The organism is Paenibacillus ilasis, assembly GCF_043195395.1.
Lineage (GTDB): Bacteria > Bacillota > Bacilli > Paenibacillales > Paenibacillaceae > Paenibacillus_AQ > Paenibacillus_AQ lautus.
Map to the genome: position 1 here is coordinate 1,596,234 of NZ_JBHDJG010000001.1, position 26,022 is coordinate 1,622,255.

General features: G+C 49.2%; 29 protein-coding genes and 1 tRNA gene. 24 read left to right on the forward strand and 6 right to left on the reverse strand.

The features are described 5' to 3' along the window. Nucleotides 1-2 precede the first annotated feature (2 nt). Nucleotides 3-518 (forward strand): GNAT family N-acetyltransferase, encoded by a 516-nt coding sequence (locus ACETK5_RS07690; RefSeq protein ID WP_394054924.1) that lies wholly within the window; start codon nucleotides 3-5, stop codon nucleotides 516-518. A 73-nt stretch (nucleotides 519-591) separates the two neighbouring features. On the opposite strand, the gene ACETK5_RS07695 is transcribed toward ACETK5_RS07690, so the two are convergent. After that, complete coding sequence (locus ACETK5_RS07695; protein WP_394054926.1) at nucleotides 592-1,440, reverse strand: alpha/beta hydrolase family protein; 849 nt, start codon at nucleotides 1,438-1,440, stop codon at nucleotides 592-594. Between the two features lie 192 nt (nucleotides 1,441-1,632). Between ACETK5_RS07695 and ACETK5_RS07700 the strand changes: the two genes are divergently transcribed. From ACETK5_RS07700 to ACETK5_RS07740, 9 genes are all read left to right on the forward strand, one after another. Beyond that, nucleotides 1,633-1,705 (forward strand) — tRNA-His (locus tag ACETK5_RS07700). 132 nt (nucleotides 1,706-1,837) lie between these two features. Next, nucleotides 1,838-2,098, forward strand: coding sequence for a YqkE family protein (locus ACETK5_RS07705; RefSeq protein ID WP_071220257.1), 261 nt, complete (start codon nucleotides 1,838-1,840; stop codon nucleotides 2,096-2,098). 172 nt (nucleotides 2,099-2,270) lie between these two features. Beyond that, a complete protein-coding gene (locus ACETK5_RS07710) occupies nucleotides 2,271-2,855 on the forward strand; it encodes a uridine kinase family protein (RefSeq protein ID WP_394054928.1) in 585 nt (194 codons plus the stop codon). Nucleotides 2,856-2,987: 132 nt separating this feature from the next. Continuing rightward, complete coding sequence (locus ACETK5_RS07715) at nucleotides 2,988-3,707, forward strand: DsbA family oxidoreductase (RefSeq protein ID WP_394054930.1); 720 nt, start codon at nucleotides 2,988-2,990, stop codon at nucleotides 3,705-3,707. Nucleotides 3,708-3,808: 101 nt separating this feature from the next. Continuing rightward, nucleotides 3,809-4,615 (forward strand): GNAT family N-acetyltransferase, encoded by an 807-nt coding sequence (locus ACETK5_RS07720; protein ID WP_394054932.1) that lies wholly within the window; start codon nucleotides 3,809-3,811, stop codon nucleotides 4,613-4,615. A gap of 38 nt (nucleotides 4,616-4,653) precedes the next feature. Continuing rightward, on the forward strand, nucleotides 4,654-5,253 hold the full coding sequence (locus ACETK5_RS07725; protein WP_394054934.1) for a DUF4269 domain-containing protein: 600 nt from the start codon (nucleotides 4,654-4,656) through the stop codon (nucleotides 5,251-5,253). Further along, nucleotides 5,246-5,716: a DinB family protein gene (locus ACETK5_RS07730; protein WP_394054936.1), complete on the forward strand. Its 471-nt coding sequence runs from the start codon at nucleotides 5,246-5,248 to the stop codon at nucleotides 5,714-5,716. The genes ACETK5_RS07725 and ACETK5_RS07730 overlap by 8 nt, the downstream gene beginning before the upstream one ends. 53 nt (nucleotides 5,717-5,769) lie before the next feature. Further along, complete coding sequence (locus tag ACETK5_RS07735) at nucleotides 5,770-6,387, forward strand: TVP38/TMEM64 family protein (RefSeq protein WP_394057354.1); 618 nt, start codon at nucleotides 5,770-5,772, stop codon at nucleotides 6,385-6,387. Between the two features lie 186 nt (nucleotides 6,388-6,573). Further along, the gene (locus ACETK5_RS07740; RefSeq protein WP_100537915.1) at nucleotides 6,574-6,891 is read left to right on the forward strand and encodes a hypothetical protein; all 318 of its coding nucleotides are present in this window, start codon (nucleotides 6,574-6,576) and stop codon (nucleotides 6,889-6,891) included. A gap of 93 nt (nucleotides 6,892-6,984) precedes the next feature. Here the strand turns inward: ACETK5_RS07740 and ACETK5_RS07745 are convergent, their stop codons facing one another. The 3 genes from ACETK5_RS07745 to ACETK5_RS07755 are packed head-to-tail and all read right to left on the reverse strand — an operon-like array spanning nucleotide 6,985 to nucleotide 10,164. Continuing rightward, complete coding sequence (locus ACETK5_RS07745) at nucleotides 6,985-8,718, reverse strand: CotH kinase family protein (protein WP_394054938.1); 1,734 nt, start codon at nucleotides 8,716-8,718, stop codon at nucleotides 6,985-6,987. 18 nt (nucleotides 8,719-8,736) lie between these two features. Continuing rightward, nucleotides 8,737-9,447, reverse strand: coding sequence for a DUF4956 domain-containing protein (locus tag ACETK5_RS07750; RefSeq protein ID WP_326113100.1), 711 nt, complete (start codon nucleotides 9,445-9,447; stop codon nucleotides 8,737-8,739). A 3-nt stretch (nucleotides 9,448-9,450) separates the two neighbouring features. Then, on the reverse strand, nucleotides 9,451-10,164 hold the full coding sequence (locus ACETK5_RS07755; RefSeq protein ID WP_394054941.1) for a polyphosphate polymerase domain-containing protein: 714 nt from the start codon (nucleotides 10,162-10,164) through the stop codon (nucleotides 9,451-9,453). A gap of 261 nt (nucleotides 10,165-10,425) precedes the next feature. Here ACETK5_RS07755 and ACETK5_RS07760 point away from each other — a divergent pair, with 261 nt between their 5' ends. From ACETK5_RS07760 to ACETK5_RS07775, 4 genes are all read left to right on the forward strand, one after another. Beyond that, nucleotides 10,426-11,772 carry a sensor histidine kinase gene (locus ACETK5_RS07760; protein WP_394054943.1) on the forward strand — a complete coding sequence of 449 codons (1,347 nt, stop codon included), beginning with the start codon at nucleotides 10,426-10,428 and terminating at the stop codon, nucleotides 11,770-11,772. After that, nucleotides 11,769-12,407 carry a response regulator transcription factor gene (locus ACETK5_RS07765; protein ID WP_100537910.1) on the forward strand — a complete coding sequence of 213 codons (639 nt, stop codon included), beginning with the start codon at nucleotides 11,769-11,771 and terminating at the stop codon, nucleotides 12,405-12,407. The genes ACETK5_RS07760 and ACETK5_RS07765 overlap by 4 nt, the downstream gene beginning before the upstream one ends. A gap of 190 nt (nucleotides 12,408-12,597) precedes the next feature. Next, on the forward strand, nucleotides 12,598-13,551 hold the full coding sequence (locus tag ACETK5_RS07770) for a DoxX-like family protein (RefSeq protein WP_394054945.1): 954 nt from the start codon (nucleotides 12,598-12,600) through the stop codon (nucleotides 13,549-13,551). Next, a complete protein-coding gene (locus ACETK5_RS07775) occupies nucleotides 13,535-14,212 on the forward strand; it encodes a DUF4166 domain-containing protein (RefSeq protein ID WP_394054947.1) in 678 nt (225 codons plus the stop codon). The genes ACETK5_RS07770 and ACETK5_RS07775 overlap by 17 nt, the downstream gene beginning before the upstream one ends. Here ACETK5_RS07775 and ACETK5_RS07780 read toward each other — a convergent pair. After that, nucleotides 14,202-15,500, reverse strand: coding sequence for an MFS transporter (locus ACETK5_RS07780; RefSeq protein WP_394054949.1), 1,299 nt, complete (start codon nucleotides 15,498-15,500; stop codon nucleotides 14,202-14,204). The two genes, ACETK5_RS07775 and ACETK5_RS07780, sit on opposite strands and share 11 nt — an antisense overlap. Nucleotides 15,501-15,657: 157 nt before the next feature. Between ACETK5_RS07780 and ACETK5_RS07785 the strand changes: the two genes are divergently transcribed. The 9 genes from ACETK5_RS07785 to ACETK5_RS07825 all read left to right on the forward strand — a co-directional run bounded on the left by ACETK5_RS07785 (nucleotide 15,658) and on the right by ACETK5_RS07825 (nucleotide 23,893). Next, nucleotides 15,658-16,413, forward strand: coding sequence for a DUF2087 domain-containing protein (locus ACETK5_RS07785; protein WP_394054951.1), 756 nt, complete (start codon nucleotides 15,658-15,660; stop codon nucleotides 16,411-16,413). 27 nt (nucleotides 16,414-16,440) lie between these two features. Next, complete coding sequence (locus tag ACETK5_RS07790; protein ID WP_100537905.1) at nucleotides 16,441-16,794, forward strand: GIY-YIG nuclease family protein; 354 nt, start codon at nucleotides 16,441-16,443, stop codon at nucleotides 16,792-16,794. Nucleotides 16,795-16,944: 150 nt separating this feature from the next. Continuing rightward, nucleotides 16,945-17,793 carry a DegV family protein gene (locus tag ACETK5_RS07795; RefSeq protein WP_100537904.1) on the forward strand — a complete coding sequence of 283 codons (849 nt, stop codon included), beginning with the start codon at nucleotides 16,945-16,947 and terminating at the stop codon, nucleotides 17,791-17,793. 123 nt (nucleotides 17,794-17,916) lie between these two features. Next, nucleotides 17,917-18,072, forward strand: a complete 156-nt coding sequence (locus ACETK5_RS07800) for a hypothetical protein (RefSeq protein ID WP_164817406.1) — start codon at nucleotides 17,917-17,919, stop codon at nucleotides 18,070-18,072. A gap of 149 nt (nucleotides 18,073-18,221) precedes the next feature. Then, complete coding sequence (nagZ, locus tag ACETK5_RS07805; protein ID WP_394054954.1) at nucleotides 18,222-19,556, forward strand: beta-N-acetylhexosaminidase; 1,335 nt, start codon at nucleotides 18,222-18,224, stop codon at nucleotides 19,554-19,556. A 257-nt stretch (nucleotides 19,557-19,813) separates the two neighbouring features. Further along, a complete protein-coding gene (gene rpoD / locus ACETK5_RS07810; RefSeq protein ID WP_076322045.1) occupies nucleotides 19,814-20,764 on the forward strand; it encodes an RNA polymerase sigma factor RpoD in 951 nt (316 codons plus the stop codon). A 202-nt stretch (nucleotides 20,765-20,966) separates the two neighbouring features. After that, nucleotides 20,967-21,989: a UDP-N-acetylmuramate dehydrogenase gene (locus ACETK5_RS07815; protein WP_394054956.1), complete on the forward strand. Its 1,023-nt coding sequence runs from the start codon at nucleotides 20,967-20,969 to the stop codon at nucleotides 21,987-21,989. A gap of 125 nt (nucleotides 21,990-22,114) precedes the next feature. Next, complete coding sequence (locus ACETK5_RS07820; RefSeq protein WP_326113111.1) at nucleotides 22,115-23,044, forward strand: manganese-dependent inorganic pyrophosphatase; 930 nt, start codon at nucleotides 22,115-22,117, stop codon at nucleotides 23,042-23,044. A gap of 333 nt (nucleotides 23,045-23,377) precedes the next feature. Continuing rightward, nucleotides 23,378-23,893: a hypothetical protein gene (locus tag ACETK5_RS07825; protein WP_100537900.1), complete on the forward strand. Its 516-nt coding sequence runs from the start codon at nucleotides 23,378-23,380 to the stop codon at nucleotides 23,891-23,893. Nucleotides 23,894-24,122: 229 nt separating this feature from the next. Here ACETK5_RS07825 and ACETK5_RS07830 read toward each other — a convergent pair whose 3' ends face one another. Then, nucleotides 24,123-24,848: a hypothetical protein gene (locus ACETK5_RS07830; RefSeq protein ID WP_100537899.1), complete on the reverse strand. Its 726-nt coding sequence runs from the start codon at nucleotides 24,846-24,848 to the stop codon at nucleotides 24,123-24,125. A gap of 282 nt (nucleotides 24,849-25,130) precedes the next feature. Here ACETK5_RS07830 and ACETK5_RS07835 point away from each other — a divergent pair, with 282 nt between their 5' ends. Next, nucleotides 25,131-25,898, forward strand: a complete 768-nt coding sequence (locus tag ACETK5_RS07835) for an amino acid ABC transporter substrate-binding protein (RefSeq protein WP_394054958.1) — start codon at nucleotides 25,131-25,133, stop codon at nucleotides 25,896-25,898. The last annotated feature ends 124 nt before the right edge of the window (nucleotides 25,899-26,022 follow it).

Sequence of the window (26,022 nt, forward strand, 5' to 3'; positions counted from 1 at the left end):
TCATGGCATTAGCATTAAGGGAGCTGCAGGTGAAGGAGGATGAAAGTCTGCTGCTCATGGTCCAGGAAATCGGCCAGGGCGGGAACGGCTTCGTTAATGGACTAAATAGCGGCAGCATGGAACAGTTCGCTTCCAAGGTACAGCGCAATTACGAAATGGGCAGAGGCATCGATCTGCCGGATCAGTATGTTCCCCAGACGATATATTGGCTGTACGATAACGACAAGCCTGTAGGATATGGTAAGCTGAGACACCGCTTGAATGACAATCTGCTAGAGCTAGGGGGACATATCGGGTATGTCATCAGGCCGTCGGAGCGTGGGAAAGGATATGGCAAGCGGCTGCTGGCGGAGCTGGTCAAGAAAGCCAATGAGAAGAACATATACCGTGTCCTTCTGACCTGCGATGAATTCAACCTGGCTTCTCGTCGCATCATTGAAACGAATCACGGTGAGTTAAGTTCCATTACGAACGGGACGTGTAAATACTGGATTGAGACGGCTGCCTTGCACAACTAGTTGGAAGCATTGCCAATCAACATTTGCTTGGAGGGAGATAGGTAGAAGGAGAGGCGCGCTCCTCAACTTCTACTTATTTCTTTAACCAGTCGAACATTCGGTGGATCGCCGCTGCATGCTGCGGTGGCGGGAAATGATGCCCAAGCCCTTCGTACAGGTGGGCTTCGGGCTGGCGTCCCAGCTCTTGAAGCTTGTTCATCATCCGGTAACTATGTTCCACCAGGACCTGCTCGTCCCGCGTCCCATGGACAATTAGAACGGGACATTGAATTCGATCCGCATAATGGATTGGGGACCGAAGAAGGTATCGTTCCGGAAACTTGGTTGGCGTACCGCCAATGACGCGTTTCATCATCCTGCGCAGATCGATCCGTTCCTCATAGGTTTGCGTCAGGTCGGAGACACCGCTCCAGAGAATCATTTTGGATACATGTGGTGACAGAGCAGCTGCCACGGCAGCATTGATCGCACCGCGGGAAAAGCCCAACAGATGAATACGGCTGTTATCTATCCATGAAATGCGTGATAGCCATTCGATTGCAGTGATCACATCCATCGTATCGGCACCACCGAATTCATCCCTGCCCTCGCCGCCTTCGTTTCCGCGATAGGCCGGAGCAAACACGGCATATCCTTGCGCCGCGAATTCTTCGACCCACTTTAACCTTACCGCGCCGATCCGGCCTATGCCGCCGCGGCAATACAGGACCAGCGGCAGCTTAGGGGCAGTCGATCCTGAGAATCCTTCCCGGATAGTGTCCTTATTTAAGGAGCATGCCAGCGTGCCGGTTATTGTAACGCCGTGAATTGCGTTGAACGCTTCGGACATCTCATGGGCGCTCGAACGGGGCAGTTGCGGCGGCAGACCCAGATACCCCTTGACATGCAATCCCTCTGAGACATAGTCAATATGATAGATCATCGATGTGCTTCCTCCCGTGCTTATATCATCATGTTGTATCGAATAAGGGCGCTATTATCTAGTTGGAATCAAGTAAGTATAGTATGTTCTTTCGGTTGAAATCAAGAATGGGATGTAAGAAATTACAATTTGCCAAATAGCTAAATATCTGATAAATTATGATCTCGGGCATATCCATTGCTCATTGTCATGGCGGTCGTGGCGAAGGGGTTAACGCACCGGATTGTGGCTCCGGCATTCGTGGGTTCAAGTCCCATCGATCGCCCTCAAAAGTAAAGTATACATAATGAGAAGGAGAGCCGAGAGGCTCTCTTTTTTCGTGGTTATAACCAAGCAGATATAGATGCCAGGTCCTTCATAAGATGATATAATAATGTGGAAATCGAGGTGAATGAACATGGCAAAAAAGAAACAGAAGTCTCCCTTGCCGCGAACCGAAGCTGCCGATAAACCCGCAACGTTAAAGGATATGCTGGACCCTCAAGTTCTGGCGAAGTTGAAGGCAACAACCGAATCCTTGAAAGCCAATGAAGCCGAGCGGCTGGAGAAGGAAAGGCAGGAACGGGAAGCTGTGCGCAAGGCCGAACAGAAACGGCGCGACAATGATTTTGAATATTTACTGGAACACAGCGAGATGGATTGGAAAAAATATAAGTGACAGGCGGCGGTATGCTGTCTGTTTTTTTATTATCGTGGTCTGTCTTCTGTGATCTTACGCCGGGGGCGGGAGAGGTTTTTCTTGTAACGCAGGAACTTTCAACTTCCTGGGATCGGTTGTATAATAATGGAACCTATACACTGGACATACATACGGAGGAAGATGAAAGGATATGGAGCGTAGGCAGACTTTAAGGATCGGGATTGGCGGGGGTTCGGGCAGCGGCAAGACAACGCTAAGTCTTAAGCTCAAGGAGAGATTAAGCGAGTACCGGGTGGCCATCTTCCATATGGATAAATACTATAAGTCCGTTAGGCCCTTGGCCAAGGCGCCCTTCACCAATCAAATATTTGAGGATTTTAACCATCCGGATGCCGTCGATATCGAGCGTCTGACCGAGGACTATGAGCACGCCGTCCATAGTGGCGAATACGATGTAATCGTTGTTGAAGGATTTCTCCTGTATCAATTCGAATACCTTCGGAACTCGCTTGATTTGAAGCTGTTCGTAGACTGCCCCGCGGATGAAAGAATGCTTCGCAGGAACCGGTGGTTTATAGATAAGGGACACAGCGAGGAAAGTGTGCTTCAGGAATATTTGCAGCTTGTAAGATACAGGCACGATGAATATGTTGAGCCTACCCGCTGGCATGCGGATCTGGTGATGAATAGTTCCTTGGCGGGAAATCAAGGCGTCGAGGTTGTGACGGATTGGATTTTTACCAGATTACGGGAGAACAGAAAACAGCTTGGATAACTGGCGCGCCTGTACTCGGTATCGTAAACATCCTTCTTAGACCTTTCCATATTTATGCGAGGTGTTGATGTCATGCTGAAAGCGGGTTACAATAAGTAAGTTAGTATTCATGCTCGCTAGGAGGCGAAAAGAATGAAAGTTGAAATATGGTCGGATTTTATGTGTCCGTTCTGTTATATTGGCAAACGCCGTTTCGAATCGGCACTCGAGCAATTTCCTAATAAAGATCAGGTTGAAGTGGTATATCGCAGCTTTGAGCTTGATCCCAATGCATCGTATAAGGCCGGGGTTACCATGGACGAGATCTTGGCATCCAAATACGGCATGAGTATCGAGCAGGCCAAGGCTGCGAACGACAACGTGACCCAGCAAGCGGCAAGCGTCGGGCTTACTTATCACATGGATCGCGTCATCCCGGCCAACTCATTTGATGCTCACCGCCTGGTTCATTTTGCATCCGGGCATGGTAAAATGAAAGAAATGACGGAGCGGTTGTTCCGTGCATACTTTACAGACGGCGAGAATCTTGGTGATAAGAATCGGCTTGCTGATCTGGCAGCTGAAGTCGGCCTGGAGCGGAATCAGGCTGTGGCCGCGCTCGAGGGTGACGACTTCCAATCCGAAGTAAGGGCAGACGAAGCAGCAGCAACCAATTTGGGAATTCGGGGAGTGCCGTTTTTTGTGCTGGGAGGCAAATACGCCGTATCCGGCGCGCAGCCGCTGGAAGTGTTCACGGACGCTCTAGATAAAGCTTATCGTGAAGCGAATCCGCTAGTGATGATGAATGATTCGGACAGCAGCGACGGCATGTGCGCCGACGGATCATGCGATCTGCCGGGCAGCGCGAAATAAAACATACACAGCAAGTAAGAGCCCGAAGCATCAGTAAGCGATCTTCGGGCTCTTTTTATCACACGTTAAGGAGAACTAATCATTAATACATAGGAGGCAATATGCAGCATCTTCCATCTGAGGAACTTATCCATCGAATTCAGGATTCGGAAACGGATTATATGTTTGATCGAATGAAAGCAATCGAAGGTCGGACCGGAAATCCCGAAGGGGTCGAAATGAAGCGCTTCGGCCATGCGCTGTGCTTATACAGCAAGACGATGCCTTGGCCTTCTTTTAACACGGTGAAAGGACTGCGTTCAGAGGATCTATATAACCTGGATGATATCATCGACTTTTATCAATCGAGGGATCGCAAGTTCCAGTTCGAGATTGTACCCGGCCTGGTGAATCAGGAAGTTCTGGCTGCGCTTGCCGATCGCGGATTCTATCAATCTGCTTTTCATAATGCCATGTATATGAACCCGCAGGAGCTGGAGGGGGTGCAAGGTAATGGAATTGTGATCAGAACAATAGACAAAGATGAATTTGAGGATTATGCTAAAGTTCATTGCCGTGGAACAGGATTGCCTGATCAAGGAATTCCATCTGTAGCCTCGAATAATCGTGTATTGTATTCACGACCGGGATGGAGCTTCTATATGGCTTATGTCGAAGATGAGCCGGCCGCAGCTGGCGTCATGTACGTAAATCAATCGACAGCGTCACTAACATTTGCCGCAACACTCCCGGAGCATCGTAGACAGGGCTTGCAGCGGGAGCTGCTTCGCAGGAGAATACAGGAGGCGAAGCTTGCAGGGTGCGACCTTGTTGCCTCGCAGTGCGCTTTCTTATCGCAGAGCCATCGTAACATGGAATCGGTCGGCATGAAGCTGGGCTATGTTCGGACGACCTGGACCGAGCGCTAACCTGAAAGTTGAGCGGAGTAAGGCAGGTGGAGGCAGCCATGCAAGAACCTATGGATTTTCTTAACTTGGAATACTTACGACTAGGCTCTGATAGACAAAAGCAAGCAGCGATGGTTATAGACGAGCTTAGACTATGGGATCATTTGAAACCCTGCAACCCGATATTGGTGGGCACGATCCCTATCGGGATTGACATCGCTTCAAGCGATCTTGATATCATCTGCCATGTGACGGATTTTGCCCGTTTTGAGCGAGAGCTCAAGACGCGTTATAGCGAACTTGTTTTGAATTTCACATGCTCATCCCGTACGGTCAACAACGTGGATCGAACGGTAGCGCGATTTCGGTATAAAGGATGGGAATTCGAGATTTTTGCGCAGTCATTACCTTCAACGAGTCAGAATGGTTACTGTCATATGATCGTGGAATACAAGCTTCTGAAGCAACTCGGTGAAGCTGCAAGACAAAAGATCATCGAGCTGAAGAGGTTGGGTTACAAGACGGAGCCTGCCTTTGCGAAGCTGTTACATATCTCGGGCGATCCTTATGAAGAGCTATTGAAGATGTATCACTGGCCGGAGGATCGACTTGACGCCTATATGAAATCTTATATGGACAAGGAGAATGGATATGAGTGACAACCAGCAGCTGCTGAATGAGTATTCCGCGTGGATCGGCAAAGTGAGAGAGTTCGCGGAACAGGAAGAGGGGTATTGGAGCACCCCGATTGCAGAGGGGAAATGGACCGTACGTGATGTGGTATGCCATATCATGCGCTGGGATGAGTATTTTTACACTGAAGCCATTGCCAAAATCTCCACAGGGGATGCATTGACCGTCCGGCATGTGGATTATGACACGTTCAATGAAGAGTCGAGGCAATATGCCAAGACGTTATCAACAAAAGCGCTGGTGGATCAGACGATAACCGCAAGGGAGAAGCTGATTCGGGCGATTGAAGCCTTGCCTGAGACGTCATATGAGTTGCGGTACACGGACGGGGACGGGCATCCCTTTGAGGTGGCGCAATTTATGCGGGATTTCATCTGGCACGACAACCACCATCTGGCTCAGCTGAATCAGGTGCTTCAGGTCGGCTAGTCGGCAATACTTAGCAGAAATGGGTGAAGTCATTGAATGGCTACTTGGACATCATGTCTTACTTTACAGAGAGCAATCTGGAATGGTGGTTAGAACGATTTAGAGCTTTAGGCCCTCTGCCGGGCATCCTTCTGACTTTCCTGAAGTCTTTCATTCCACCGATGCCTACAATCGTGATCGTAGGTGTTAATGCGGCGGTGTATGGGCTTTGGGCAGGGTTTCTTTACTCCTGGATCGGTATGGTGGCAGGATGCTTAACGACCTTTCTCATCGTGCGCAAAATATCCGGTACGGCCCTGATCGAACGCTGGGCGAATAAACCTAAAGTTCAGCGTGGTATGCGCTGGATTCAGCGCAACGGATTCAGTTACGTTTTCCTGCTTGGCATACTTCCCGTAGGGCCGTTTGTCGCTGTCAATGTGGCCGCCGGGCTGGCCCGAATGAACCTGATGTCCTATCTGATGGCTGTAACCTTGGGCAAGGGCATTATGGTGTTCTGTGTCTCTTACATCGGTGCTAACCTGTCCGATTTTATTGCTGAACCTTTTAAATTGTTTGGTGTCCTTGCCTTTATCGTGCTGTCCTTGTGGGTCAGTCGGAAGCTGGATTCATATTTTATAAGAAAACAATCGGTTCAGGATCAACAAGCAGAGTTAGGCCCCATGAAGTAGCCGGCTCCGTGATGGTTATTTAGGAACGGTTGAATTACCAGTACAGGTTATCGATTTACCTCAAGATTAAAGCGGGCGGTATGGATGCATCATGGCCATATCGCCCTTTTTGCTTATCATGAGCTTATTTTTGCTGTATAGTGGAAAAATAACCAGTACCAGCATGATTATAAAGGAGTAAGTGTTATGACCAAATTGGCCTCATCCATTCTCGAAATGATTCGTATGATGATCATTATGATGATCTTTGTAACCGTTCTGGGCAACATAGAACATCAAATACTGAAGAACTGGGTACCTTGGGAAGGACTATACTTCCTGTTCCTGTTCGTGGGGAATGTACTCTGGTTTCTGGTCCTTTATCGCAATCGCCTGCAATTCAGCGGTTGGTATCGCTCAACCGCGACCCAGCACAAGCTGTCGAGAAATACGACGAGGATTGTCATGGCGCTGGGCATGATCCTGATCGGAGCGCCCATCATGATCACGTGGTTCATCGTATAATAGGTGTAAACCATCGGTCATAGGCTCAAACGATCGTAGATAAAGGGGCAGTTCCCAAGGTATCGACCTTGGGAACTGCCCCTTGTTAGATGATTACAGTCTTTTACGTTTATACAGTGTTACAAAGAGACAAGAGAGAAGCAGCAGGGCGATGGATACTCCGGCGTATAAGGCTTCCTTGGGACTGCCTTGTTCCTCGGCAGCCCCGTTTGACCGATCGCCCGGCCGGCCCATTCCTGGGCCTCCCTGCATTTGACCGCCAAACTCGCCGCCGAATCCGTTGCCCATCTGCCCCTGAGGGAAATCCGGCACTTGGCCTTGACCATTCTGAACAGGGTCTTGAGGCATGACCCGTTGATTTCCATCAGAAGGGGGCTGATCCGAAGATTGGGTTTGATCTTCAGGAAGCTCTTCGGCATTTTGTGATGGTTCCGTATTTACGGCTGGAGCAGCATCAACCGTTGTTCTTTCGTTGTTGGTGGGCGTGTTCCCGCCTGGTACCATCCCGCCACCACCGTCAGGTCGCATCCCGCCGCGACCGCCCGGACCCATGCCGCCGCTGCCGGTTCCATCGCCTGCGGAAGGAATCGTTCCATCCAGCTGCTGCTGGATATTATCCATGGATTCTTCCACGAATGAGGTTAATGTCGGGATGGATCGCTCGTACTCCTCATAGGAGTAGAAAGATCTCGGGTCTTGCTTAACGTGCCCGGAAATTAAATCTTGTAATTGCGCCACCCGTTCATTGAATGTTTCCTGCTGCATGTAGCCCTCCAGCATCTCCGAGAGGATGGCGTGATAGCGCTCCTTATATTCGTCAACCTCGAGCAGCTTGGCAATCAGGGGCCGTTCCGCCAAGGCTCCCTGAGTAGGTTCGTCAATAAGGATGCCCGATCCGCCGAATCCCCCAAACGCCATATTGTAATCCCAAGGCAGGACAGAGAAGACGCCTTTGTTCTCATACAGATAATAGTTCTGTTTATTCATCCCCAGGTAGCTGTCCATATTAGAAGCAACGACGTTCAAGGCAACGTACTTAAGTACATTATCCACGTCCAGGACCTTCTCATAATCGGTGCCGTTATTGAGCTCGTCCAGCATATCGATCAATACATCGTCATTGGATGATTTGGATTTCATGACAAGTCCGGTATAGGAATCGGGGTCATTGCCAAGCCAAGTCAGATCGCTGCCGGCACCGTTCATTTCGGCCTTGTACAACGCGCCGTAGGAATTATTGAAATGACGCTCCAGATAGGAGTCGCCAATCTGTTCAATCGCGAGGTAGAACCCCCATAATTCATCGTTAACGTATACATTGACGTAAGAGAAGCCGGGTGTCGGCAGTCCGACGGAATCTGCCAGCTCGTAGGTCAGGAATTCCCGCATATACGAGGCGTCGCTGTAGTTGTTGTTCAGATTGATTTTACTGATTCCATTCAAGGTTTGATTGAGGTATTCGTCAAAGGATAGTTTGAAGCTGTAGCGGTCGGAGTCGGAATTGACTACGCTGCGCAGGCTTAAATTGCCTTTGGTGCGAATGCCGACATGATCAAATGGCATGCCGTTGTAATTGACGGATGCTTCCTTGTACTCTTCGGCGCTGGCGTTGTCCAGCATATCCTGAAAATCGGCTTCGTCAATCGTGATTTTAACATCAATGACCTTATCCTTCGGAAAAACCGTCGAATCCATTTGCTCCTGCTGGGCATCGCTCTCCGTGCTGCTTACCGTCCCGGCAGCCGTGGATGTCCATTGGCAGCCTGAAATTAGGAGGACTATGGTCATCACAAGGGACAGTTGAACCGTCATTCTTTTTTTTATCATCTCTGACCACCGCCTGACTTAGGATACATAGTCGCCACTGTAACTGATCAGAACCGCGTTATGAACGCCCGGGAGCTGGGACAGCTTGTTCACGAACTGGCCTTCGGCGTCGCGCAGCCTTACTTCCAGTGTCAGCTCAATGCTGCCTGGTGTCACGGTTTTTTGCTTCAGATTATAACGCTTCACGGCTTGACCCATTTGTTCTTTTACGGCTTGTTCGCTCTGTTCATTATCGCAATGAATCACGAGCAGATAAGGGGTATCCACCGTTGCTTTTTTAATGAAGAAGAACAGGATCAGACCGACTACGATGGAGCCGATGGCAGCCAGCGTGTAGAACCCGGCTCCGGTTACGATCCCGGCAACCGCGGCCCAGAACAGGAAGATCAGATCGGTTGGGTCCTTGATAGGCGTACGGAAACGGACAATGGAGAGTGCGCCGACCATACCGAGCGAGAGCACGAGATTGGAGTTAATGGCTATGATGACAACGGCCGTGATCATGGTCATCCCGATCAGAGACACGTTAAAGCTTTTGGAATACAGCACGCCGCTAAAGACTCTTTTATAGAGCAGGTAAATGAATAACCCGATAACAAAGGCAACGGCCAGCGTAAGTAGAATTTTGGAGATGCTGATATCGGATACGAAGTTTTCCATGACGGATTTTTTGACGATATCCGAAAAATTGGTGGTGTTCGTATTGCTTGAAGTCGATGTGGTGTTCATGAATTATTGATCCTCCCATGTGTTATATTTTAGAAATTTACGGCACATCACGTATTTGGAGGCCGATTGACGGGCCAGTCCTTCCAACTGCAGTGCGATTTTGATGTAATCCGGGATGTATTCGTCATATTTGACCTCGAGTATAATCAGATTCTCATCGATCGCCCGGATGGGCAGCAGATTCCGATTAAACAGATCCGTGGAGTGCAGGCCGGTTCGAAGCTCCTTGTCAAACGTAATTCGGACATTTCCGTTGGCGCAGACATACGGCTCGCGGACATAATCGACAATGACCTTGGGACGCAGCAGCTTATGCTTCATTTCGTGATACAGCTCCATCATCAATGGCTTGTCCGGCTGATAGAGGCATTCGTATTGACCGGCCATGATCTGATCGGCCATCTCCCTTGTGAGCGGCTCCTTCAGTTTGGCGATGTAATCCCGGAATTTGATTTTTTTCTCAAAATGGATGGTGTTGTCGGTTACGTTGTAGATACGGATGCGGTATTTCACCCGGTCCCGAACCCCAGCCAGCTTCTCGTATAACGCTTTGTTGTTGATATCGTCAAAGTACAAGCTTCGAATGTGATATTCCCCGCCGGGCCCTGCATGCTGATCGTAGGTCACCAGATTTCTTAATCGTTGACGGATGATTCGGTACTGGTGAATATTCACAAAAAATTTAAGCTCGTTCCGGTATTTTAATTGGGTTGTCATGATTCCACCTCGTTTCTCTCTATCATTCGTGTGCTTGATTGCTTACGAAATCTATCCTATCAATCGTTCCTGATATCTTTCTTAAATGCGGCTGAATGTAAACTGAATGTTTTCGCTATGTAAAAATCGAAGTATCGAAGCAAGACAAAATTCATGATTTGATGGATCCGACTTGTTCGTGGAGGCAAGCTAAGAGGTCCCGCAGCCGTAACAATTGTGGTAGGATGAAACTATATTCGCGAAGAGAATGGACGATGCGTCATGATATATTATGTGGTAGCGCTTTGGAGCGCGGCGGCTGTACTGCTGTTCAACCAGCCTCGGAGCGAGGTGAACCGCTGGGCGGCTTTTTTTCTGTGGAGCGCAGGAATCGGCGGTTTGACAGATTTGCTTGTGCCTGCGGGTTTTATTGCGGTCCGGTATGAGCCGTGGATTCAATTTCTAAACCATACCTTGACACCGTATGGCGTGTTAATATTTTGCTTGGTGTATACACGCACGCCCGGGCAGCATAAGAGAAAACGCGATTTCAAAATAGGATTGTTTTTGCCGGTGCTCGCGATGCTGGTCCAGGTGCTTTTGACGGAAGATTACCGAATTCATTATGGATGGTTATTCGTATGGACAGTTCCCTATTATGTGGCCGCCTGTGCCTTGCTTATTCGCGCGTTGTCGCATGAGATAAATCCGCAAAAACGCAAAAGCATGTGGATCACCACCTGGATTATGGTGCCTACCTTGCTTGGGGTGATGCTGCTGATTAATGTTGGAAATCTGATCTCGCCAGGTTATGATTCATTCAAGTACGTGTCCCTGTTCATTCTGTATTCGCTGGGCGTTGCCGTCATCTGTACCTTTGTGTACGGCGTCCTGGGTGTACGCCTGAAATTCGAGCGCGATCCGCTGGATCGCACGATGCAAGCCGTCAGCTCGGGGACATCGATGCTGAATCATACCATTAAGAACGAGATCGGGAAGATTGCGATGAGCACGGACAATGTAAAGCGGCTGCTGCCACAAGACAACGGCGTTGCCATCGAACAGCTTGAAGTCATAGCGAATTCATCCGAGCATCTGCTTGCCATGGTGGGGCGCATGCAGCAGCAGATGAAGGCGTTTAAGCTGATGGAACAGCCAGTCCGCGTGGATCAGCTGCTTGCTGAACTGCAGCTCCGCGAACAGGATCTGCTGCGCAGGCATGGCGTCGAATTGAGCGTAATCTGCCGCCAGCGGCCGTGGCTGCTCGCGGATACCGTCCATTTGAAGGAAGCGATCAGCAATCTCATTCGCAACAGCGTGGAGGCGATGCCTGAGGGAGGGCTGATTACGATTACGATAACCGCAGACCGCAAAGGGGCGGCGATTACCGTTAAAGATAACGGGATTGGCATTCCAAGAGCGCAGCAGGCGATTGTGTTTGAACCTTTTTACAGTACCAAGGGTCATAAGCAGGATAATTTCGGGCTCGGTTTGTCGTATGTTTATAACGTGATGAAGAAAAGCGGAGGCTCCGTAGGTCTGGAGAGCCGCGAAGCGGTTGGTACGGAGATTACGTTATATTTTCCGCGCAGTAAAATGATTCGTTTATCCGGGAGGGAAGAAGCTTGAATCGCATACAAATCTTCTTGGTAGAGGATGATCCGGATTGGATTAAATCGATGACCGTTTTTCTGAATGCGCAGGAGGATATGATCGTTGTCGGGACGGCCGAGTCGTCCGAACAAGCGATTGCGATGGCGCAAATCCTATCCTTTGATATCGTGCTAATGGATATTCAGCTGACTGCCGGCCGACTTGACGGGATATACACGGCCGCCGAAATTCTTGAGCGCAAGCCGCAGGCCAAGGCCATCATGTTGACCTCGCTGGGTGACGAGCAGGTGATCACGCAATCCTTTACGGCCGGTGCCGTCAATTATATTGAGAAGTCGAAGTTTAAGGAGCTGCCGGCTGCAATCCGAAGCGCTGTGCTTCATCCGGGATCGATGGAGGTGCTGCTCAAGGAATTCGCCCGCCTTAAGCGCGAAGAGCAGCTGCGCGGCTTGACGCCTGCGGAGCGTGAGGTGTTTGATCTGTTGGATGAAGGGTACACCCATTCCCAGATGGAGAAGAAACTGTTCAAAACCGAGAGCACGCTCAAGAACCAGATCAATAAAATGTTGAAAAAGCTCGGGGTAAGAAGCAGCAAGGAAGCCGTGGAGAAGGTCCGCCGCAAAGGGATCGTGAGAGAGAACGACAACTAGCTCTTGGGACCAATTAAGGCCGGATTATATAGAAGGGACGGAAGAGGTACTACGAAACGTAGTACCTCTTCTTTGTATGTTCTACAAAAGTGAGGTCTAACGGGGAGTTCCTCGCGGCTGTAAAATGACTTGTAAATAGAGAGGTGTCCGGCTGAAGACCTAAAGGACATCCCAAGGGGAGCTAAAGCGTATGAAGAGAAATCCGATCTATGTCGAGCTCGATATCAAGACGGATATGGAGAAGCTGTGGACGTTGACGCAGAGGCCTGAGCTGCATCAACAGTGGGATTTGCGGTTTTCCGAAATCCATTATTTGCCGAAGGCTGATTCGGGCATCCAGCAGTTTCTATATAAAACCCGCATTGGTTTCGGGCTGGAAGTGACGGGGACGGGAGCTGCGAAAACAGCCGTGCACCCGAAAACGGGGAATCGCATCTCGGTGCTGCGATTCGGCTCGGATCAGCGCTGCTCCCTGATTCGGGAGGGAAGCGGCTATTGGAAGTATACAAACAAGGGGAGCGGGGGCATCAGTTTCTCTACCCAATACGATTACAAAACACGGTTCGGCATGGCAGGCGCATGGTTTGACCGGTTGCTGTTTCGGCCTTTATTCGGCCTGGCGACGGCTTGGAGCTTTGATGTGCTGCGTTTGTGGGCAGAGAAGGATATTCCGCCTTCGGCAACAATTCCAAAGGCACTCATCCATGCCTTGAGCGTACTTATGCTGGCCATTCTATGGTGTTATGAGGGGCTGGTACCGAAGCTGTTGTTCCCGGAAGCCGGAGAGCTTGATCTGTTGCGGCAGTCGGGCTTGGCTGGAGGGCAGGAGGGCTTGGTGCTGACATTGCTCGGCATAACCGAGATGGGCGTTGGGTTATTGACGCTGCTCTTCCATAAGAGTCGGTTGTGGTACAGGCTGCAAATTCTCTTGCTGTCGGTCTTGATGCTTGGAGCATGGATGACGGCCCCCCAGTTAATGAAGGCTCCGTTCAATCCGTTAACGCTTAGCGGATCCATGATGGGATTATGCTTCATGGCTTTGCTGTCTGCTGCAGATTTACCGAGTGCCTACCGCCCCGCACGAAGACCCGTCCCCGGGCATAACTCCCGTAAAGGAGGGGAGATGCATGACCTCGATCTATGAACAAGCGCTGGGCTTGCAATTTCAACAGCTCCATCCCAAAATTCGGGAGCGGTTCGGGTTTGCCAGCAAGGATCACATCGCTTCGATTGGCGAAGGCATTATGGAAGAAATCTGGTACGCGCCTTGGGCTGCGCTGCCTCTGTATATAGGCACGAAGCGGCATATTATGTTTCCGAATCGCGGAAAAGGGATTCCGTTTCGGATCGAGAACTATGCGTATCGGGATGAATGGGGAAGAGAAACGGTGACGTGGTGTCGCAGCTTTGATTTTCCGGGTGTCCAAAGGCGGTTTGATGCCACGATGATCTATAGTACGCAGCGCAGCCGAGTCGTGGATTATTTAGGGAATAAACAGCACTTGGCGGTCGATCTCCGGATAGCCGTAGGGGCTAACGGCGGAATTCGCATTCAATCGGGGGAGCAGAGGTTTTATGAGGGGCTTTTGCAGTTTCGAGTTCCCCGGTGGTTCACCGGAACAGCCGATGTAAACGAATGGTATGATGACGGGGATCAACAATACCGGATCTCCGTTGAGGTGGACAATCCGATATGGGGGCCCGTCTTCCGGTACAAGGGAAGCTTTCAGGCCCGGACCATTGCCGTAGCTGATGGAGCTGTTCCGCTCCATGCGAAACCACTGCGGGTTGAGGCTAGAGAGTAGCGGCGGTATCAGAGGAGGAGAGGCTGCTGCCTTTGCGCTCACGGAACATTCGGTAGTATAGAAACGAAGATACAACATATAGCGTTCCGGTAATACAAAATGTGATCGCATATCCCCAATAACTGCCGTAAGTGGTGACGAGTTTAGATTGTACAGGTCCCATGGTGGCCCAGCCCAGCATGAAGGCGGTTTGCGTGACCGAATTGGCGATTCCTCTTCGGTGATCCGGTACGCGGTCGATCAGAATCGAGGATTGTATCGGATTGGCGGCATTCATCAGGGCTTGGCGGAACAGGAAGCCGACCGATGCAATGAGGAGTACGTTCGTGAACCCGGTTAACAGCAGGAAGGGCAAGGATAGCACTTGAAAGAGCACCACGGCCCTGACGGCTCCCACTCGATTCACCAGCGTAGGTCCGATCAGCATTGATACAATCGTCATGACTTGTCCGAGTGATATCAGAATGCCGACCGCCGATAACGATACCGAGAAGCGGTTGGTAAAATATAAATTCAAATAAGGCACGACAAGCCCTGAGCCTAGGCCGATTAACAATTGGGCAAGCGCGAACTGACCGATGACTTTGTAATCCCCCAAACCGGAGGTGTTAACAGCTCCTCCTGCCTGAGCTGGTTGATGATCCGTAAGCGGTGCATCCAGTGCCTGTATCTCCTCGGCCTTCTGATCGGTTGTGAACAAGAGCGGGATAAACGCCGCAAAGGTTGCCAGGCCGCCTATGAAAAGCGCGGTTTTCAAGCTGCCGACCTTGTTCATACCAACGGCCTGCAGGGCATCAGCCAAAAATCCGCCTCCCATGCTTCCGAGCACTTGAGAAGCAAGGACAAGCGAGGCGTGGATGCTAAAGATCCGCATGCGAGCCGATTTCGCCGTGTTTTCCGCCAAGAAGGGGATAGCCAGCACCTGAAAGAAGGATGCGAACAGACCGGTATATATCGCAAGGCCAAGCAAGCTGAACTCGCTTTCCAGAAAAGCGCGGGCGATCAGTCCTGCACCGCTTAACAACGCCCCAAGGACGAGGATTCGTTTGCGGCTGCCACGGTCTCCGATCAGGCCAATCGGAATGAACATCAATGCCGTTGCTAGGGATTGAATACTGACCACTGTTCCATTCATGGAGTCATTATACCCAAGGCCTTGTATGTATAAATTGTAGAGCACGCTAAACATGCCGGTACCGATCTGATACAGCACGTTTGCTAGAAAAAACAGCTTGATGTTACGCGGCCAAGAACGCATTTCTTTTGCCGACTGTTGGATGAAACTCATGATGATACCCCCTAAATTTTACAGCAGCAACCTCTATTCTAGCAGGTTCCACAGAAGGGAGGAAGAAATATTATATCGAAGTGGAGTACGATTGACATGTTATAGACAAAAATATAAAATGTCTATATAAATAACAATTTGAAAAGTGGTGTTTACATTGGATCCGAACGATCGTTTCTGGAATGCTTCTATAGATGAACTTAAACAAGGCTATGTTGACGAAGGTCCCGTATGGGTATGCCTCCTGTGCGGCAAGACGATCGAGAAAGGGATCATCTACCCGGACCAAGATGTGTTATATGAGTCAGAACGATACATGACTGTACATATCCGTCGGGAGCATGGTTCGGTGTTTCAGTATCTGTCGGGGCTCGATAAGAAGCTGACTGGACTGACCGAGCATCAGAATCGATTGCTGCAGCTCTTCTATCAAGGCATGAACGATAAAGAGGTTCAACAGGAGCTGGGCATAGGCAGCGCATCGACGATTCGCAATCACCGGTTTGCCTTGAAGGAGAAGGAAAGGCAGTCCAAGGTGCTGCTGACTTTAATGGAGCTGCTGAAGGAAAAGGATGACCACGCACCGGCATTTGTTGAGATTCCCAAGCAGGCCAAGATGGTGGATGAGCGCTACAATGTTACGGAAGAAGAAAGGCAAGCAATCCTGGCCAAGGTATTTCCCGAAGGGACCGATGGTCCGCTGAAGACATTTAAGCTCAAGGAAAAGCAGAAATACGTCGTTTTGCGAGAAATCGCAGCTCGTTTTAAACCGGGTGTCAAGTATACCGAACAAGAAATCAACGATACGATCGGGAGGGACCATCCCGATTATGTGACGATTCGCCGATATTTGATTGAATATGGTTTTTTGGATCGCAAGGACGATGGAAGCCAGTACTGGTTAACGATTTAAACGCTAAGATTAGGAGGATTTAACGCCATGAATCGCAGACAGGAATTAAATCAAATGTATAAGGAAATCAAGATTGAAGCAGGTGTGTATCAAATTCGAAACACAAAGAACGGCAAAGTATTTGTTGCCGGAACGAATAACTTGAAGACCATGAACGGCAAACGATTCGAGCTGCAGATGGGAACAAGCTACAATAAGACGCTTCAGCGGGAATGGAATGAGTATGGCGAGGATGCATTTGTTTTTGAGATTCTGGAGACCATGGAGCCGAAGCAAGATCCGTTCTATGATCTGAAGGATGCGGTCAGCAAACGGGAAGCCTATTGGATTGAACAGCTGGAACCTTTTGGAGAAAAGGGGTATAACGCAGAGCGAAAATAAGGCTTTTGTGTGGCGAACCTATGTGTAGGATATGAAATCACGTTCCTTTCGTTTGCAATGCGCTGTGAGGGTAAGATATGATGAATTTAGCGGCTTAAATCGCTTCCTTTCCTACTTTTTACTACATGAAAGCGAGACGTGAACACGATAATGAGATCCATAGCATGGGTAACCGACAGCACGAGTACGATCGATCCTGAATTCGCCAAGGAAAATCATATTTATATTGTACCTTTGAGGTTGATACTTGGACAGGAGGCGTACAGGGAAGGAATTGACATTTCGGCAGAGGCCTTTTATGAAAGAATGAAAGATGAACCGAAAGTCAGCAGTTCACAGCCTCCGATCGGTGAATTCATCGAATTATATGAATCCCTGAAAGTGAAGTATGATGATATTATCGCCATTCACTGTTCATCCGAGCTCAGCGGAACATTGAATTCATCGATGCAGGCGGCAGAGATTGCCGAGGTACCCGTGGTTGGCATCGATTCTCAAGCGGGAGCGTTTCCGGTACGCGAAATGATCATGTCCGGGATTCACTGGCATAGCCAAGGGGATACCGTGCAGATCATAAAAGATAAAATCCAGTCCATGGTGCAAAACATGTCATTCTACCTTATTCCCGCAAGCCTGCACCGGCTTCACAGCAGCGGCCGGGTATCCGGCACCCAGCTTCTTCTCAGCAACCTGCTCCGCATTCATCTGCTGCTGCGTTTTGATGAAGGCAAGGTCATTGTGGAAGAGAAGATCCGGACGTTCAAGAAGGCCAAGCAGAGAATGCTGGAACTTATGAAACTGGATTTACAGAAAATTAAAAAGGTCTGCATCATGCACGCAAACAACGTCGAAGTTGCCGAAGAAATCCAGAAGGAGATCAGCGGGGCCCATCCGGCGTTAAAAACCGAAATCATGACTTTTATTCCTGTTGCGGGCATTCATGCCGGCGAAGGGACCATTGCTATGTCGTGGATTAAATATCATCCTGCTTATTCCTAGTTATAGTACAGACCCTGCCTGCAGATACTATCTGCAGGCTTTTGCTTGTTTATCGATTCTATACGACCTTTGATGGTTGTATATGTAGTAGGAGATGATTCCAAGGAAAGGAAGGATGCTAACATGAAGGTGATTATCACGCAAGCTGAGGCGATGCAAAAGAATATATGGGATGATATTATGCTGATGTTCGGAAGAACGGATGAGGATGAAGTGTGGGAGACGGAGCAGTTTATATTAACAGAGGAGCAAGCCCGTAAGCTCGGATTGCTTAAATAGGCGAGCAAGGGCCGCTGTCGATGCGGCTCTTGCTTCTTCTTGGGCGGGCAGCTTCAGCTGGTTTGGGCTGTAAGGAAATCATGTTATGATGGAAGGACTCTGTGGAACAGAGGACGAATATAGTATTGTGAATTTGAAGGAAGGTGACAATGTTGAAGCGTACGACAAAATGGATGTGCTTAACGATGTTGGTTGTCATCTTGCTATTGGCTGTGGCAGGTTGTCGGGACGGAGCCGAACCCAGCAACCTCGGAGATAACGGATCAGGAGCTTCGCCGCCCGGGCAAGTGCAGGAGCCGCAGACTCCATCTCCAGAAGATGAAGACGGGACACCGCCTCCATCAGACAGCACGGACAGCGAAGGGAATCTGCCTGAGAACGAGACGGATGATGCGGTAGCCGAGCTTTTGAATAGCATGACCGTCAAGGAGAAGATCGGACAGCTGGTGCTGGTTGGAATCGAAGGGACTGCCCTGGATAATACCTCGCGCAGGTTGCTGGAGGATTACCATGTCGGCGGATTTATCTTTTTTAAGGATAATATCGAGAGCGCGCAGCAGTCAGTAAAGCTGTTCAACGATCTGAAGGAAGCCAATGCTGCGAATCCGGTGCCCCTGTGGCTGAGTATAGACGAGGAGGGCGGACGGGTTACGCGTTTTCCCGATGAGTATGTAAAGCTGCCGTCAAGCGGCAAAGTCGGAAGCAAGGGGGATCTTGCGCTGACGAAGCGTGTTGGCGGTCTTATCGCGCAGAAGGTAGCGGGACTCGGGCTCAACATGGTATTCGCCCCGGTGTTGGACATTAATAGCAACCCGAACAATCCGGTCATCGGCGATCGATCCTTTGGCAATACAGCAGAAACCGTAAGCACGCAGGGGATTGCCTCCATGAAGGGGATACAGGAGCATGGTGTCGTACCTGTAGTGAAGCATTTTCCAGGGCATGGCGATACTTCGGTCGATTCCCATCTCGGTCTGCCCGTTGTTAATCATGATCTGAAGCGTCTGCATGAATTGGAGCTGGTACCGTTTCAACAAGCGATTGATGAAGGGGCCGATGTGGTTATGGTTGCGCACCTGCTGATGAAGAGCATCGATCCGGATACGCCATCCTCCTATTCGAAACCCGTGATAAATGATTTGTTAAGGGAAGAAATGGGGTTTAAGGGTGTCGTTATAACGGATGATATGACAATGGGGGCTATTTCCGGCAGTACGGACGTAGGAGAGGCTTCCGTGAAGTCCGTTGTCGCAGGGAGCAACATGATTCTGATCGGACATGAATATGCATTGGAGGAAGCCGTCATTCAGGCATTGACCGAGGCTGTTGAGAGCGGCGTGATCCCGGAAGAGACGCTGAATGACCGGGTGAGGGCCACGCTTGAACTCAAGCACAAATATGAGCTGAGCGATGAGCCGGTGAAGGCTCCCGATGTGAAACCGCTGAATCAGAACACGAAAGCTGTACTAGATCAGCTTAAATAAACGTAGCATATGTAGTGTAAGAAGATGAACTTGTACTTGTTCGCGAAGGGGCAATGACTAGTTCCCTAAGGCAGATTTGGAGCATAAAAAACCCGGTCTCAGGGTGAGATCGGGTGAGATGAACTAGAATATATTAGAAGTTGATATAGTGTGAAAAATATGCTAGAATGAAGGATAAATAACTATTGGCTTAATGTCATAATAACCTAATGCTAGATTAGCATGAAAATATGGGATTGTCAACAGGGGGGCATAGAATGGAGAACCGTCAAAGTGCGGATTTTGCATTGGAACGAGAGGTTACGGATACAGAGAAAGCGGCTAATTCTCCGACAGAGGATTTTTCGGTTCATGACGATCTCTCACTTCCACCAGGCATCAAGATTAGCGATCCGGTTCGCATGTACCTGAAAGAAATCGGTCGTGTTCCCCTCCTTACAGCCGATGAAGAAGTGGAACTGTCCAAACGAATAGAGGAGGGAGATGAAGAAGCGAAACGCCGTTTGGCTGAAGCGAATCTTCGTCTCGTTGTAAGTATAGCAAGACGCTATGCTGGTCGGGGAATGCAGTTCCTTGATCTGATACAGGAAGGCAATATGGGCCTGATCAAAGCGGTGGAGAAGTTCGACTACTCCAAAGGCTTTAAGTTTAGTACGTATGCCACTTGGTGGATTCGTCAGGCGATAACCCGCTCGATTGCTGACCAAGCAAGAACCATCCGGATCCCGGTGCATATGGTAGAGACGATTAATAAGCTCGTCCGTGTCTCCAGGCAGCTCCTTCAGGAGCTGGGGCGCGAACCGACACCGGAAGAAATCGGTAAAGAGATGGATATCACGCCGGAAAAAGTACGTGAGATCCAGAAGGTATCCCAAGAACCTGTGTCCCTGGAAACGCCGGTCGGCGAGGAAAGCGACTCCAACCTGGGTGATTTCATTGAGGATCAGGACGCATTGGCACCGGCAGATGCCGCGGCGTTTGAGCTGCTGAAGGAACAGCTGGAGGAAGTGCTCGATACGCTCACCGAGCGTGAAGAGAATGTGCTCCGGCTGCGCTTTGGACTTGAGGATGGACGGACCCGAACTCTGGAGGAAGTAGGGCAGGTGTTCGGCGTTACGCGTGAACGCATTCGGCAGATTGAGGCGAAGGCGCTTCGTAAATTGCGTCATCCGAGCCGCAGCAAACGTCTCAAGGATTTCCTTGAATAAATCCTGGGCACGAATAAAGTGATTATGAATGAATCCCTTGGTTACGGTCTACGGGCTGTAATCCAGGGATTTTTTGCTATTTAGCCAGGATTCCTCCCCAGATTGACACCACCTAAGCAGTTGGATCATAATGATGTAACATCCCCACATTTAGTAAGGATTGTTGTGCCTAATGTGAAGAATAGGGAGTGACATGTCTACGATGACTTTACATACATCTGCTATCGACCGATTGTGCAAGCGCAATGTGGAGCTGTCTGCTTTTTCGACGTATGGGATCGGCGGTTCAGCCAATTATCTGGCCCTGCCTGAAACGGCAAACGATCTGGCGGATCTCCTGCAGGACTGCTGGAAACGCGGGATGCCATGGTACATCTTTGGAATGGGATCCAATATCCTGTTCCCGGATGAACCGAAGCATGATCTGGTGTTTATATCGCTCAAAAACCTGGTGGAGCTGCGGGTGTCGGGAGATAAATGGTACGTTTCATCCGGCGCGCCGATGTCTTTGCTGTCCTTAATGGGTTTAATGGGCGGAACGGATTTGCTCGACTTTACTTTTTTGCTCCCTGGCTGCGTAGGGGCCGGCATCTATATGAACGCCAAATATAATGCGCGCCAAATCTGCGATATTCTGGATACAGTCTATTATATTGATACGATGGATTCGAGCTTAAAGGTACAGTCCATTACCGTGGCGGACTGTTTATTTGCATACAAGCAATCCATCTTCCAGCAGCACCCTTGGATCATCGTAGGGGCCGATCTCAATATTCCGGTCAGCTCGGAGGAGCAGATCAGCATGACGTCTGAGCTGCTTACGGAGTGGAAAACTCGCGGCAGCCATCCATCATCATTGCCATCCTTTTTCTCATTCTTCCTGGGTGAGGTACACGCGTTGGCAGGAAGGGGAATTGAGACGCCCCAGTCGATGCTTGACATCATCAAGTACCGGACGAGTAAACGCCATTTCGATTACCCGTCCTGCGGTTCCGTATTCAAAAATAATTATGATTATGGGGTAGCCGTCGGCTCGCTTGTGGATCAGCTGAATATGAAAGGAACCGAATATGGCGGCGCGATCATCTCTCCGCATCACGGTAACATGATTCTGAACCAGAAGCATGCCAAAGCAACGGACATCCTGTACTTGATGAATCTGATCTCGGAGTCGATTAACAACCATTTTGGATTCGTTCCGGAACCGGAAATTGTACTGGTATAACACAGCCAGAAAATAATCTCTGTAAAGGAATTGGAATAAGTAGAATTTAACGATATAATCAGATAGGTGATCATCTGTTTATCGATATAAACGATGAAATTCTTGTTGCGAGAGGGGCATTACACATGGCTAAAACATTAATTTTTGGACACAAAAATCCGGATACGGACACGATCTGCTCTGCTATTGCTTATGCTGATTTGAAGAACCAGCTCGGCCTTTCCGCCGAGCCTGTACGTCTAGGAGACGTTAACGGTGAAACGCAATATGCGCTCGATTACTTTAAGGTAGAAGCACCTCGTTTCGTTGAGACGGTTGCAAACGAAGCGCAAGAGGTTATTCTCGTGGACCATAACGAGCGTCAGCAAAGCGCAAGCGACATTGATCAGGTTCGCGTGATTGAGGTTATCGACCATCACCGCATCGCGAATTTTGAGACAAGCCATCCGTTATACTACCGTGCTGAGCCTGTCGGCTGCACAGCTACCATTCTGAACAAGATCTACAAGGAAAAAGGTGTGGCCGTTCGCAAAGAAATTGCTGGCCTGATGCTGTCCGCCATCATCTCGGACTCCTTGTTGTTCAAATCCCCAACCTGCACGGACGAAGATATCGCAGCAGCTCGCGAGCTGGCTGAGATCGCTGGCGTGGATGCGGACAGCTATGGATTGGAGATGCTCAAGGCAGGTGCCGATCTGAGCGACAAAACCATCGCGCAATTGATCTCCCTGGACGCCAAGGAATTCCAAATGGGCGGAGCCAAAGTGGAAATCGCCCAGGTTAACGCGGTCGATACCAATGATGTATTGTCCCGTCAAGCCGAACTCGAAGATGCGATTCAAGCGATTATCGCCGACAAAAATCTTGACCTGTTCGTCTTCGTTGTGACGGATATCCTGAACAACGATTCGATCGCTCTTGCACTCGGTAAAGAGTCCAAAGCTGTTGAGAAAGCATATAATGTGTCTCTGTCAGAGAACAAGGCCCTTCTTAAAGGTGTGGTTTCCCGCAAATCGCAGATCGTTCCTGTTCTGACCGAAGCATTCAATCAATAATATAGGGTGAGTATCAACAAGCCTGCCATCGACTGAGGAATCAGCGGGGTGGGCTTGTTTTATATTGTGGGTGTTTCCTGGTTCATCCATAACAGAAGATCCTTCATCGTTCCCATACTTAAGCGCTTACGAAGATTGAAATATTGTAATGAATTTACATCGAATTGACATCCTTTTTACCAAGTGGGCTCTTATAATAAAGATATAAATGATAAAATACATATACGTTTCAAATATCCAGGAATTGGGTTAATCATGTTTAATGAACAATGTCGGGTCGGGTTCACGAGCTGAATCTATTCAATAGAAGGATGAAGAGGGAGCGATGAGAAGATGAAGAAGTCGGCTTGGAAATTGGGAGCAATGATGCTGCTGGTACTGATCATGATGACAACCGTTGGCGTAGCCTCAGGCAACAATTATGAGCCGGTTCCGAAAGCTTCGAATCAGGAAGCTGTCTATATCAATGGGCTTGAGATTAGAGACGGCAAAGTCTATCTGCAAGTCGATCCGATTGAATGGTACGAGGGAGAAGAAGCGAATCAGGTGTTCCGCGAACGGGAGCAGGACCCTGAGATGACGGAGGCTCCGGACGGCTATTATATCGTAAACGATACGGAAGAACAGATTGAACTTCCTGTGGCAGACGATGCAGAAGTACTGCTTCAGTTGTACGATCATACCGGACGGTATGAGGATGCTCAAATTTCCTGGAACCAGATGGTAAGCCTGGACAAATTCACGAACATCTACAAAAAGGATGATATCGTAGACATGAAATGGTTTCCGTTTCATATCACCATTGAAGATGGCGTCGTTGTGAAGATGATCCAACAATACGTGCCTTAATATGGATGATAAATAGAATATACGAATGATAAAGAGCCGCTTCCCATTGGTTATTCCTAACCGATGGAGCGGCTCTTGTGTTAAGAGATAAGAAAGTATAAACATCCGTGGCTTAGCATCCTTATCTCGTAAGAAAAACTTCCGCTACATGCGGTCTGTCTACTGAGAAAGTACGTCGATAGACGTTTCTCTTATCCAATGACCAAAGGGTCAAGCGCAAGCGGGAACTTTACCGGCTGTGTTTCATCGGTTTGAGTTTGCCATTCACCACATCGCTGACAAATGGAGCAATTCTGGATTTGCGATCCTCGTATTCTTCCTTCGTCAGCTTGCCTTCGGTCAACTTCTGATCCAGGCGCTTCGTGAGTGCCTCGACTTGTTGATCAATGACGGACTGGACGGGCACGCCTTGCTCCTTCGCGATCTGAGCCAGTGATTTTCCGGATTGGAGCGACTGCTTGAGTGCTTCCGGTGTCGTCTTCAGAAGCTTGGCCAGTTCGGCGCTATCCGAGATCAGCCGGCCATGACGCTGGTGCATCCGCTGCTGATGCCATCCGCCTTTGGCGTCAAGCAGCTTGTCAGCCGCAGCGGAGTAATCGATGGATTTGCCCAGCTGCTTCGGATGCGAGGAGATTTTATCCTTCAACAGCTCAACGATCTTGGCTTTCATGGCATCTCTAGATATACCTTGTTCCTTGGCGATCTCCGCGAGCGTCGAGGTTTTGAGTTTATCTCGAAGAACTTGCGGTTCCAGCTTCAGAAATTCGGAGATTGCCTTGAACATATGACCGGGTTTATGTTGCCCGCGTTCGTCTTTGGAAGAAGGAACAGCCGGTGATTCGGTTTGCTGTCCGATCGGTTCCGCCGAGACCGAGACGGGAAGATAAGCGAGGCCCATGACTACAGCGATGGCGACAAGCACCAGCCGCTTCACTGACTTCAAGTGGGTTGTCATTGTTGTTTACCGCCTTTCTAGATGTTAGTCTTACAGTTCTTCATTCTTTCCCGCTAAACTGAAATCATCCTTAAAATAACCTTAAAATAGGATGAAAATACATAAATTTCATATCGGATGTTGAAAATTGGCCATTCTATGAAACTATCGACTCTTCTCTGCTAATATGGTATCATGGAGTCTTGATAACGTACTAAAGCGAAAAAGCAGTTTTGCATAGGATACGGATTCCTCTACATCCTGAATATGGCTGCGTTTAATGTCTACGAGGGGGATTTTTTGGTGAAAAAGATAGCATCAGTATTAGCAGGCTTCATGCTTTTATTAACCGTTGTCGGCTGTTCAAGCTCAGCAAGCGGTGGTAATGAGCTGGTTGTCGGGATCGATGACAAGTTCGCGCCGATGGGTTTTCGTGACGAGAGCAATGAAATTGTCGGCTTTGATATCGATTATGCTCGTGCAGCCGCCGAGAAGATGGGCAAGGAAGTTAAGTTCCAGCCCATTGACTGGAAATCGAAGGAGTCTGAGCTTAGCAGCGGCCGCATTGACTTGATATGGAACGGCTATACCATCACTGATGAGCGCAAGGAGAAAGTGTTGTTCACCAAGCCTTATCTGGAGAACAGTCAGGTGGTCGCCGTGCTGGCTGATTCGGATATAACTTCGATCAGCGATTTGGCAGGCAAACAGATCGGTTTGCAGTCGCTATCTTCAGCTGCCGATGCGTTAAGTGCTAACGAGATTCACACGCAAGTGAAGAAGATCAACGAATTCCCTGATAATATGCTGGCTCTGAGCGATTTGAAGAATGGGCGCGTAGAGGCTGTGGTCATAGACGAAGTCGTGATGAAATACTTCATGTCCAAGGAAGAGGGAATATATAAGATTCTTGAGGAATCCCTGGCGCCGGAGCAGTACGGGATCGGGGTTAAAAAAGGCAACGAGGAGTTGCTTCAAAGCCTGCAAAAAGCACTGGACGAAATGAATGCCGATGGTACGGCAGCCAAGATTTCCGAGAAATGGTTTGGCGAAAACAAAGTGTTGAAGTAAAATGCTTCACAAGGATGGTATTCATCCTTCCATAGGTATTCCAAGAAACCGGACTTTGACCAAAGGCTCCGGTTTTGTGTTCCCCATGGGTCTACGATATTTTTGAAGAACTTCAAGCATCTCA

Coding starts and splice junctions, on each gene's coding strand:
- ACETK5_RS07690 (WP_394054924.1), top strand. CDS start 3: ATGGCATTAGCATTAAGGGAGCTGCAGGTGAAGGAGGATGAAAGTCTG.
- ACETK5_RS07695 (WP_394054926.1), bottom strand. CDS start 1,440: ATGATCTATCATATTGACTATGTCTCAGAGGGATTGCATGTCAAGGGG.
- ACETK5_RS07705 (WP_071220257.1), top strand. CDS start 1,838: ATGGCAAAAAAGAAACAGAAGTCTCCCTTGCCGCGAACCGAAGCTGCC.
- ACETK5_RS07710 (WP_394054928.1), top strand. CDS start 2,271: ATGGAGCGTAGGCAGACTTTAAGGATCGGGATTGGCGGGGGTTCGGGC.
- ACETK5_RS07715 (WP_394054930.1), top strand. CDS start 2,988: ATGAAAGTTGAAATATGGTCGGATTTTATGTGTCCGTTCTGTTATATT.
- ACETK5_RS07720 (WP_394054932.1), top strand. CDS start 3,809: ATGCAGCATCTTCCATCTGAGGAACTTATCCATCGAATTCAGGATTCG.
- ACETK5_RS07725 (WP_394054934.1), top strand. CDS start 4,654: ATGCAAGAACCTATGGATTTTCTTAACTTGGAATACTTACGACTAGGC.
- ACETK5_RS07730 (WP_394054936.1), top strand. CDS start 5,246: ATGAGTGACAACCAGCAGCTGCTGAATGAGTATTCCGCGTGGATCGGC.
- ACETK5_RS07735 (WP_394057354.1), top strand. CDS start 5,770: ATGTCTTACTTTACAGAGAGCAATCTGGAATGGTGGTTAGAACGATTT.
- ACETK5_RS07740 (WP_100537915.1), top strand. CDS start 6,574: ATGACCAAATTGGCCTCATCCATTCTCGAAATGATTCGTATGATGATC.
- ACETK5_RS07745 (WP_394054938.1), bottom strand. CDS start 8,718: ATGATAAAAAAAAGAATGACGGTTCAACTGTCCCTTGTGATGACCATA.
- ACETK5_RS07750 (WP_326113100.1), bottom strand. CDS start 9,447: ATGAACACCACATCGACTTCAAGCAATACGAACACCACCAATTTTTCG.
- ACETK5_RS07755 (WP_394054941.1), bottom strand. CDS start 10,164: ATGACAACCCAATTAAAATACCGGAACGAGCTTAAATTTTTTGTGAAT.
- ACETK5_RS07760 (WP_394054943.1), top strand. CDS start 10,426: ATGATATATTATGTGGTAGCGCTTTGGAGCGCGGCGGCTGTACTGCTG.
- ACETK5_RS07770 (WP_394054945.1), top strand. CDS start 12,598: ATGAAGAGAAATCCGATCTATGTCGAGCTCGATATCAAGACGGATATG.
- ACETK5_RS07775 (WP_394054947.1), top strand. CDS start 13,535: ATGACCTCGATCTATGAACAAGCGCTGGGCTTGCAATTTCAACAGCTC.
- ACETK5_RS07780 (WP_394054949.1), bottom strand. CDS start 15,500: ATGAGTTTCATCCAACAGTCGGCAAAAGAAATGCGTTCTTGGCCGCGT.
- ACETK5_RS07790 (WP_100537905.1), top strand. CDS start 16,441: ATGAATCGCAGACAGGAATTAAATCAAATGTATAAGGAAATCAAGATT.
- ACETK5_RS07795 (WP_100537904.1), top strand. CDS start 16,945: ATGAGATCCATAGCATGGGTAACCGACAGCACGAGTACGATCGATCCT.
- ACETK5_RS07800 (WP_164817406.1), top strand. CDS start 17,917: ATGAAGGTGATTATCACGCAAGCTGAGGCGATGCAAAAGAATATATGG.
- nagZ (WP_394054954.1), top strand. CDS start 18,222: ATGTTGAAGCGTACGACAAAATGGATGTGCTTAACGATGTTGGTTGTC.
- rpoD (WP_076322045.1), top strand. CDS start 19,814: ATGGAGAACCGTCAAAGTGCGGATTTTGCATTGGAACGAGAGGTTACG.
- ACETK5_RS07815 (WP_394054956.1), top strand. CDS start 20,967: ATGACTTTACATACATCTGCTATCGACCGATTGTGCAAGCGCAATGTG.
- ACETK5_RS07820 (WP_326113111.1), top strand. CDS start 22,115: ATGGCTAAAACATTAATTTTTGGACACAAAAATCCGGATACGGACACG.
- ACETK5_RS07825 (WP_100537900.1), top strand. CDS start 23,378: ATGAAGAAGTCGGCTTGGAAATTGGGAGCAATGATGCTGCTGGTACTG.
- ACETK5_RS07830 (WP_100537899.1), bottom strand. CDS start 24,848: ATGACAACCCACTTGAAGTCAGTGAAGCGGCTGGTGCTTGTCGCCATC.